We start from the raw sequence: 7,913 nt of genomic DNA, 5'->3' as shown, positions 1-7,913 counted from the left end.
CCCTGTATGGAGACGCGGCCCGGGTGGGACATTCTGCGGCAAAGATGCGCAGCACTGCCGTGTACTCGCGCCGTCTGCGTGAAGGCGGGGCAAAGGGCTTCGGCTGCCTAGCTGGGACGCACTGTCAGCACGGGCATATCGGCGTTTTTTACCACCTTTTCGGCTACCGAACCGAAAAGAATGCGGTCAATGCCCTTGCGGCCGTGGGTTCCCATAACGATGATGTCTACTTTTTCCTCATGTGCGTGCGCCAGAATTTCTTCAGCCGCGTAGCCGATGAGAACCTTGCCAGTGGATTCGACTCCGGCGAAATTTTCGGCTACGAAAGATTCCATGGATTTTTCGGCGCCGGACACTATTTCGCCCACAAAGTTTTCGATGGTGTTGGGGGGCACATGAAAGCCCACATACTGACTCAGCGAAGGCGCAGTGTAAACAACCACAACACTTGCGTTAAAGCCCTTCGCAAGCAGAACTGCATATTCGGCCACATCCTTGCTGTGTTCGGAGAGGTCTACCGCGCAAAGAATCTTTTTGATTTCCTTCATGGCAAGCTCCTGTTCCCCGTGGGATGCTAAGGTTAGTAAAGATACAGTCTCCACAACCATGTTTTGCCGCCGTGCGGCGGTTTCAGGACTGCTGACGGTGATCTTTGTGAAATTTTAGGTTTTTTTACAGCAATAGACAAGACATTTCGCAGGGCATATGTTTGGCGTGCGGAAAAATTTTCCTCTTCCGGTGCAAGGGGATGCCATAAAAACAGGTAATTAAGGCTGGAAGAGCCTTGGCAGCATTTTTGCATTAAATGCGGCAAAATGCGGAACGCCAACCCTGGAGGCGACATGAAGATTAATAACGAACAACTGGCAGCCCTGCTGCGCCAGCAGGAGCAGTCCGCCGGTACGGCCCACAAGCCCGCCGGGCAGGGAGCCGGTTTTGAAGCCGCTCTGGCCGAGCAGCTTGGGCTGGGCGGCGCAGGGACCTTCTCTTCCGCCGGAACCGTTTCCGGCGGGCAGGGCATGCAGGCGGCCCAGGCATCGCAGGCTTCCATGATAAGCCAGATGCTGCTGGGCGTTACCGGCGAAAACAATGACGTGGACCCGCATGAGGATGTGCTGCGCGAAGCTTTTACCCAGGCTTCGGGTACTCTTGATATGTGGGACTCTTACGTCAGCACCCTGGGTGATGCCGGCAGGGGAGGCTCTTTGCGCGAGGCATATGCCCTGTTGCAGGGCATTGACGGACAGGTAAGCGCCCTGAAAGAAAATACCGCGGGCCTGCGCGGGCAAAACCCCGGCCTGGATACCCTGGTGAACAATCTGGAGGTGCTTGCCGCCACAGAAAAGTTCAAATTCAACCGTGGTGATTATAACGCTTAGAAAGGTTTAGAGCAGATTGTCCTTGAAGCAGACTGTATTTCAAGGATATTCCCTGTCTGAAGACGCGTTTTCAGGCAGGCAGCCTGCCGCGATGCGGCGCGCCGTACCGCATGCGGCGCTACAGAGCTGTTCTGGCTTTCTGCTTTGCAAATGAAAAGGCCGTGAATTTCAGGGATTCACGGCCTTTTCATGTCTTGGAGTGTGGGTATGTTCTGCGTGTTCTGTTTCGGCCGGGGCGTCTTTTGCGGGTCGTTCAGCCCCGGCCGCATGGGGGAAGTCTGCTGCGGGAACATCTGTTTGGGAAGAGATGTTTTTCAGGAAAAGGGCTTATGGTTTTCGCCGGAGGACGCGCAGGCAACTTGCGCTGCTCCGGCGCCGGGCGGCTGGGTGTAACAACCGCCCGACGGCTGGAGGGTTTGGGGTTGCAAGGAGGCTCTAAATAAAGGGGCTGTTTTAGTTCTGCTTGGCGTCAGGGGTAGCGGCATTCTGATCCATGGTGCCGTGCGTGCCATGGCCCATACCGTGACCCTGGCCGTGCATGCCCTGGCCGCCGTGGCCCATGCCGCGTCCCATGCCGCGCCCGCTCATGCCGGGGCAATCGCCCATCATGCCGCGTCCCATGCCGTGAGCGCCCATGTAAGGCAAGCCCTTGTCCTGCATCTGCTTGCGCATGGCGGCATCAAGCTGGTACAGCTTGCCGTCCACATCCTTCACGTCTTTCTGCAGGGCCTGAATTCTGGGATCATCGGCCTTTACTCCCTGATAGAGCAGGGCGTTGATCTCGGCCTGCTTGCCGTACTTCTGCTGCAGCAGGGGCTGCATCTTGGGGCCGAATTCCTTATGGATGCTGTCCATGGCGTTCATCTGTTCTGTGGTCATGTTCATGTGCGGGCCCATGTGAGGACCGGAGGGGTTGCCGTGCTGGGCGCTGGCTATGCCGGCGGTGCCAAGCAGGGCCACAAGAGCAAGAGCCGCGGTGGTGGAAGCTATTTTGGATGTCTTCATGGTGGTATCCTTTATGATTTCGGGCTGAGCCGAGGGTTTTTGTTTGCTTTGGGGGGCTTTTCAGCGCTGAGCGCCTGTAAAGTCCGGGTAAATTCCGGGGGCCGTATGTGCCTTTTCTGTCGTGCAGGCCCGGCCCCCGATGGCCGCCGCAGCCGGACAGTGACGCCGCTGTTGCAGGATTTTTCTGCCAAGAACATATGTTTTAGGGTGTCTCATGTGTTGTCCTTGTGGCGTCAGCTCCTGGGCTTACCGGCCCATGTGACCTCCGCCATGGGGACCGTGGGGACCGTACCCGCCGTGACCGCTGCCGTTGCCGCACCAGGGAGAGGCAGTGCTGGAGCTTGCGCCGGTCTGGGCCTGCGTGGGCAGGACGGTGAGGGCCATGACGAAAACAAAGGCCAGGGATGCTACCAGAATGGAAGGCTTGAAGGTTGTGGTTTTCATGATGAACTCCTTGTCTTGTATATATTCGTGGTCTTGCTCCGCTTTTATGGAAGAAGCGGTCAGATCACGTTTTTAAGCTTTTCGTATTCTTCCTGCGTTATTTCGCCGGATGCCAGACGGTGCTTCAGTATGTTCAGCGAATCACGCCGGTCAAAGTTGCACCGTTTTTTGCTCAGCAGGCGGCTTACAAGGCAGACCGCCAGTACGAGTACCGTGATTGTAAGAAACATTCCCAACCAGCCGCCGCCCCAGCCGAAAAAATTCTGAAAATAACAAGTATGCATTTTGTGTCCTCCCGGTGAGGCCGGGCGCGCCTGCACCCAGGCGGGGTGGCGCTGTCACCGGTTTGCGCTTCGCGCTGTCTTGGCTCTTATAAGGCAAAGGTCGTGCCAACATGGCATGTTTTGCATAAAACATAGTAATTAGTATATGTTATTGCAATAACGCGTGTATGCTGCCTTGACGGCATTTTGGGGCGTTGTCCGATTTTTACTCACATTTGGCGGCGACTGTCCAATTTTTACCTCTGGGCTTGACCAGGTGGGTAAAAAATACATAATACAGTCATCCTGAAACAAAGGAAGACCCATGAAAAGCAGAGTTTCAAGACTGTTTTCCGCCAGGGGCCTGCGCGCCCTGCATCTAGGCCTTTCACCCTGGATGGTGGTCGGCATGGCCATCATTCTCGGTCTTGCCATCACCGCGCTTGCGGTGCGCAGCAATCAGCGCGGCAAGACATATATGATACAGAACCTCATAGACAGGGCCGAAGCCCTCATCTGGGCCTTGGAAGCCGGGGCGCGTACGGGCCTGTGCACGCCGTTGGGTACGTTGGGTACAACTGACGGTCTTCAGTCCTTGCTGACGGAAACCGCCAAGCAGCCCGGCATTGTTTTTATGGCTGTAGCCAGCGATGAAGGCAAAATGCTTGCTTACAGCGTGCCTGTGCGTAACAGGGACAGAAGCCGGCCAGAGCGCGAAAATACATCTCCGCGAGAAGCGGCGGGCGTGCAGCCCGGCGAGCGGGCATTGGCCCTCATTATGCCCACCGGAGTGCAGGTCACAGAAAAGCCCGCCTGGCGCATACGCCAGTGGAAAGGCAAAAAGGTTTTTGAGGTTTACCGGGCTTTTGTGCCGCTGGCTGATGTGCGCCCCATACCCATGCCCATGCCCATGCGCGGGCATGGGCAACATATGGGGCGCGGGCGCGGCATGGGCGGCACAGGCGTGCTGCATGGCCCCATGACCCTGAAAGACATGAACCCGCCCGGCTCCATGCGGTCTATGCCGGATGGCAGGCACGGCGGCATGTCTGCCTCCGGACCAGGCGTCATGCCTGGCGGCGCGGAAGGACAGTGGCAACATGAACAGGTCCGGCAACCCATGGGTGTGGTGGTGATCGGGCTTGACCTCAAGCCTTTTGAGGCGGCTCTGGCAGCAGATTTGCGCCATAACCTCACCTCGGCGGCCCTTCTTGCGGCCCTGGGGCTTGCCGGTTTTGTTTCCCTGTTCTGGGCGCACAACTATCGCCGTTCACGCCGTATGCTGCGCGACTCCCGGGCCATGGCTTCGGAGGTCGTTGCCAATCTGCCTCTGGGGCTTCTCACCAGTGATCCTTACGGCAGGGTCGCCATGGTCAATGACACGGCCCTGGGCATGTTTGAACTGGACAGGAATATGGCTGTGTACGCGCCCCTGACCAGTCTGCCCGGCCTGGACTGGAGCGCCCTTGTGGCGGAGCTGGCCGGCGGGCAAAAGGTGCTTGAGCGCGAGTGCGCGCTTACTACGGGCCGCGCGGGGGCCGTCATCAGCCTTAGCGCGGCATCCATGCACAATCAGGATGGCGTGTTTCTCGGCAACGTGTTCATTTTAAGGGACATAACCGAGGTGAAACGCCTGCAGGCCGATGCACAGCGCAACGACCGGCTGTCCGCCCTGGGGCATCTGGCGGCGGGCGTGGCGCACGAGGTGCGCAATCCCTTGAGCACCATCAAGGGGGTGGCCCTGTATATAGCCAAGCGAATGTTGCCCGGCGGCCGCGAAGAAGAAGCCGCGCAGCGCATGATTGACGAAGTGGACAGGCTCGACCGTGTGGTGTCTGAATTGCTGGAATTTGCCCGACCCGGAGCCATCAATACGGCTGAAGCCGACCTTGCCGAGGTGATCGACCGTGCGCTGCGGCTGGCAGAGGCCGATATGCGCTCACGGCATATTCATGTGGTTCTTGATGTGCCGTCGGGCCTGCCGTCTGTGCGCATCAATACCGAGCGGCTTACCCAGGCTCTGCTTAATCTTTTTCTCAACGCTGCGCAGGCTATGGGCGAGGGCGGCGAATTGCGCGTGGGCGCGCGCCTCTGCTCCGGCGGGCAGACCTTCTGCATCACGGTGGCCGATAACGGGCCGGGCATTGCCAGAGACATTCAGGCGGCCATTTTTACGCCCTATTTTACGACCAAGCCTTCAGGCACGGGTCTTGGCCTTGCCATTGTGCACCAGATTGTTGAAGGCCACGGCGGCAATGTCAGTGTGACCTCTGCGCCTGGCCGGGGTACGGAATTTACTCTTGAGCTGCCGGTGCGGGGCAGGGATGCTGCTCCGGCGGGCGGATAAACGTTTCAGACAAAAAATAACGACATATTCAAGCTGCCCAAGGAAGATGAAATGACTGCAAAATCGGCCGTAAAGCTGCTGGTGGTAGACGACGACCACAATCACCGCGAAATGCTGCGCGCCCTGCTGGAAGAGTGGGGCTATGCCCCTGTCACCGTGGACAATGGCGAAGAAGCCGTGGCCCTGTGCCAGGAAAGCCCTTTTGATCTTATCCTCATGGACGTGCGCATGGGGGGCATGAGCGGCATCGAGGCCACCCGCGCCATCAAGGGCTATAACCCGGCCATTCCCGTACTGATCATGACGGCCTATTCCGATGTGGCCAACGCTGTGGAGGCCCTCAAGGCCGGGGCATATGATTATCTTACCAAACCGCTGGCTTTTGACGCTCTCAAACTGGCTCTGGAGCGCGCCCTTGACCATGCGAGCCTGCGGGACGAAGTGCGCGCCTTGCGGCATGAACTGGCGGCCAACGTGGATTCGCGCGATGTCATCGGTCAAAGCCCGGCCATGCGCCAGATGCTGGGTCTGGTTTCGGCCATTGCGCCCTCAGAAGCCACTGTGCTTATCACGGGTGAATCCGGCACGGGCAAGGAGGTTATCGCCAGGTTGATCCACGCCAACAGCGGCAGGAGCAAGGGGCCTTATGTGGCCGTCAACTGTGCCGCGCTGACAGAAACCCTGCTGGAATCCGAATTGTTCGGCCATGAAAAAGGCGCGTTCACCGGCGCGGAAAAACGTCGTGAAGGACGTTTTCTGGCGGCCAACAAAGGCACGATTTTTCTGGACGAAATCGGCGAAATCCCGCTGTCCATGCAGGTCAAGCTGTTGCGGGTGATCCAGGAGCGCGAACTGCAGCGTGTGGGGGGCGACCAGAACCTCAAGGTGGACGTGCGCATTCTGGCAGCTACCAATAAGGATCTGGCGCAGGAGGTGGACGAGGGGCGTTTTCGCCAGGACCTGTATTACCGCCTCAATGTGGTGGCCCTGCAATTGCCGCCCCTGCGCGACCGGCAGGAGGACATCCCCCTGCTGGCCATGCACTTTATGAAGCTTTTTGCCGAGCGCAACGGCAAAACGGTCAAGGGTTTTACCCCTGCCGCCATGGACAGGCTGCTCAAGCACAACTGGCCCGGCAACGTGCGGGAACTGGAAAATGCCGTGGAACGTGCTGTGGTGCTGCTGGTGGGAGAATACATCAGTGAGCGTGAGTTGCCGCCCACCATTCTGGACGTGGAAGAGGAAAATACGCGTCCGGCACGGCTGGATTTTGCCAACATGACGCTGGAAGAAATCGAGCGCCTGGCCGTGCAGGATACGCTTGAGCAGGTGGGCGGCAACAAGAGCGAGGCCGCGCGGCGTCTTGGCATCAACCGCAAGACTCTTTTATCGAAACTCGGGGATGGGAAGTAGCGGAGCGCTGCCGTGGGCCGCGCTCCTCATAAAGGACTGCCATGCTGAAAAAAATATGCGATGTACTTTACAGGCGCTGTGTCGGGGCAACGCGTTATTCAGTGGCGGGATTCCGCGCGGCCCTGACCAAGGAAGAGGCTTTTCGTCTGGAGCTGGCGGGCTTGGCCGTGCTTGTTCTTGTCCTGCTTGTAGTGCCGTGGCCCCTCTGGAAAAAATTTTTGCTGACAGGCTCATATCTCTTGATCCTTATTGTGGAATTGCTGAATTCCGCCATTGAGGATGTGTGTGATCTTGTCAGCAGCGAATATTCCGAACTGATAAAAAATGCCAAAGATAAAGGTTCAATGGCGGTTCTAATGGCGTTGTTCTGCAATGTATTGCTGCTTATTGCCCTTGTTTTGCTGTAGCCGGTGTTTTTTGAGCAAAAAGCTGCCCGAAATTTCTTTGCAGATAGTGATACATTTTACTTCTGTTCAATGGCGGGGAAGATTCATGCACACAAGGATGTGACTGCCCTGTAACGAAAAGCAGAAAGGGAATATAGCCGGAGGCATCGCAGGTATACGATCTGTGGTCGCCCCATATGGCCACAGTGGTTCCTTCGGGCAGTTTCCGTATATAAGCGGCAAGGGCGGTGTCGGTGTGTCTGCACAGCGAGTAATAGACGTTGCGTGGTTCATCCGGAAATTGCAGGGCATTGCAGACCATTTCCGGCTGGTCCATGACGTGCATGTCCAGCGTGATAATAAAGTGTAAAAAAGGGCCATTGGCGGGTATTTTTTTCGCCGCAAAGCCAAACAGGTCCGTATCAGCCGCAATACCATCCGTCCATATGGCAACAACAGGCACGCCTTCGGCCTGCATCTTTTCCAGTCCGTAAACATATTGCACTCCCTGACGCTGGTAGGCAACTTCCTGGTTCATGTAGTTGCCCGGCATGCCATGAAAGGAATAGCTCGGGGAAATCTTTTGGGTCAGAAAACGCAAAAATGAGCCAGAATAATCTTTTTCGTACTCATAGTGCAGGATGCTGTGTGAAGCAGTACGCCCGGTAAATACTTC

At 57.2% G+C, this 7,913-nt stretch carries 9 protein-coding genes; 4 read left to right on the top strand and 5 right to left on the bottom strand.

From position 1 onward, the window contains the following. Window positions 1-107: 107 nt before the first annotated feature. Window positions 108-548: a universal stress protein gene (locus QZ377_RS06580; protein WP_291440391.1), complete on the bottom strand. Its 441-nt coding sequence runs from the start codon at window positions 546-548 to the stop codon at window positions 108-110. Window positions 549-842: 294 nt separating this feature from the next. Between QZ377_RS06580 and QZ377_RS06575 the strand changes: the two genes are divergently transcribed. After that, window positions 843-1,379 (top strand): hypothetical protein, encoded by a 537-nt coding sequence (locus tag QZ377_RS06575; RefSeq protein ID WP_291440390.1) that lies wholly within the window; start codon window positions 843-845, stop codon window positions 1,377-1,379. A gap of 453 nt (window positions 1,380-1,832) precedes the next feature. Here the strand turns inward: QZ377_RS06575 and QZ377_RS06570 are convergent, their stop codons facing one another. From QZ377_RS06570 to QZ377_RS06560, 3 genes are all read right to left on the bottom strand, one after another. After that, window positions 1,833-2,384, bottom strand: a complete 552-nt coding sequence (locus QZ377_RS06570; RefSeq protein WP_291440389.1) for a hypothetical protein — start codon at window positions 2,382-2,384, stop codon at window positions 1,833-1,835. Between the two features lie 246 nt (window positions 2,385-2,630). Beyond that, window positions 2,631-2,828: a hypothetical protein gene (locus QZ377_RS06565; RefSeq protein WP_291440388.1), complete on the bottom strand. Its 198-nt coding sequence runs from the start codon at window positions 2,826-2,828 to the stop codon at window positions 2,631-2,633. A gap of 59 nt (window positions 2,829-2,887) precedes the next feature. Then, complete coding sequence (locus QZ377_RS06560; RefSeq protein WP_291440387.1) at window positions 2,888-3,112, bottom strand: SHOCT domain-containing protein; 225 nt, start codon at window positions 3,110-3,112, stop codon at window positions 2,888-2,890. Between the two features lie 304 nt (window positions 3,113-3,416). Between QZ377_RS06560 and QZ377_RS06555 the strand changes: the two genes are divergently transcribed. Genes QZ377_RS06555 through QZ377_RS06545 form a run of 3 tightly spaced genes read left to right on the top strand, consistent with a single transcriptional unit; the run spans window position 3,417 to window position 7,258 of the window. After that, entirely contained in the window at window positions 3,417-5,438 is a 2,022-nt protein-coding gene (locus QZ377_RS06555) for an ATP-binding protein (RefSeq protein ID WP_291440386.1), read from the top strand. Between the two features lie 51 nt (window positions 5,439-5,489). Then, window positions 5,490-6,851: a sigma-54 dependent transcriptional regulator gene (locus tag QZ377_RS06550; protein WP_291440385.1), complete on the top strand. Its 1,362-nt coding sequence runs from the start codon at window positions 5,490-5,492 to the stop codon at window positions 6,849-6,851. Between the two features lie 41 nt (window positions 6,852-6,892). Beyond that, window positions 6,893-7,258, top strand: coding sequence for a diacylglycerol kinase (locus QZ377_RS06545; RefSeq protein WP_291440384.1), 366 nt, complete (start codon window positions 6,893-6,895; stop codon window positions 7,256-7,258). Here the strand turns inward: QZ377_RS06545 and QZ377_RS06540 are convergent. Beyond that, on the bottom strand, window positions 7,236-7,913 hold a 678-nt coding region (locus tag QZ377_RS06540), incomplete at its 5' end, for a hypothetical protein (protein WP_291440383.1). The genes QZ377_RS06545 and QZ377_RS06540 overlap by 23 nt on opposite strands.

It is taken from the genome of Desulfovibrio sp. (assembly GCF_019424165.1).
GTDB lineage: Bacteria > Desulfobacterota > Desulfovibrionia > Desulfovibrionales > Desulfovibrionaceae > Desulfovibrio.
The sequence above is the reverse complement of the archived record's forward strand: the minus strand, read 5'-3'. Positions and strand labels throughout refer to the sequence as shown.

Bases quoted from the DNA above. Each gene is read 5' to 3' on its own strand.
- QZ377_RS06555 (WP_291440386.1), top strand. From the start codon at position 3,417: ATGAAAAGCAGAGTTTCAAGACTGTTTTCCGCCAGGGGCCTGCGCGCC.
- QZ377_RS06580 (WP_291440391.1), bottom strand. From the start codon at position 548: ATGAAGGAAATCAAAAAGATTCTTTGCGCGGTAGACCTCTCCGAACAC.
- QZ377_RS06560 (WP_291440387.1), bottom strand. From the start codon at position 3,112: ATGCATACTTGTTATTTTCAGAATTTTTTCGGCTGGGGCGGCGGCTGG.
- QZ377_RS06570 (WP_291440389.1), bottom strand. From the start codon at position 2,384: ATGAAGACATCCAAAATAGCTTCCACCACCGCGGCTCTTGCTCTTGTG.
- QZ377_RS06575 (WP_291440390.1), top strand. From the start codon at position 843: ATGAAGATTAATAACGAACAACTGGCAGCCCTGCTGCGCCAGCAGGAG.
- QZ377_RS06565 (WP_291440388.1), bottom strand. From the start codon at position 2,828: ATGAAAACCACAACCTTCAAGCCTTCCATTCTGGTAGCATCCCTGGCC.
- QZ377_RS06545 (WP_291440384.1), top strand. From the start codon at position 6,893: ATGCTGAAAAAAATATGCGATGTACTTTACAGGCGCTGTGTCGGGGCA.
- QZ377_RS06550 (WP_291440385.1), top strand. From the start codon at position 5,490: ATGACTGCAAAATCGGCCGTAAAGCTGCTGGTGGTAGACGACGACCAC.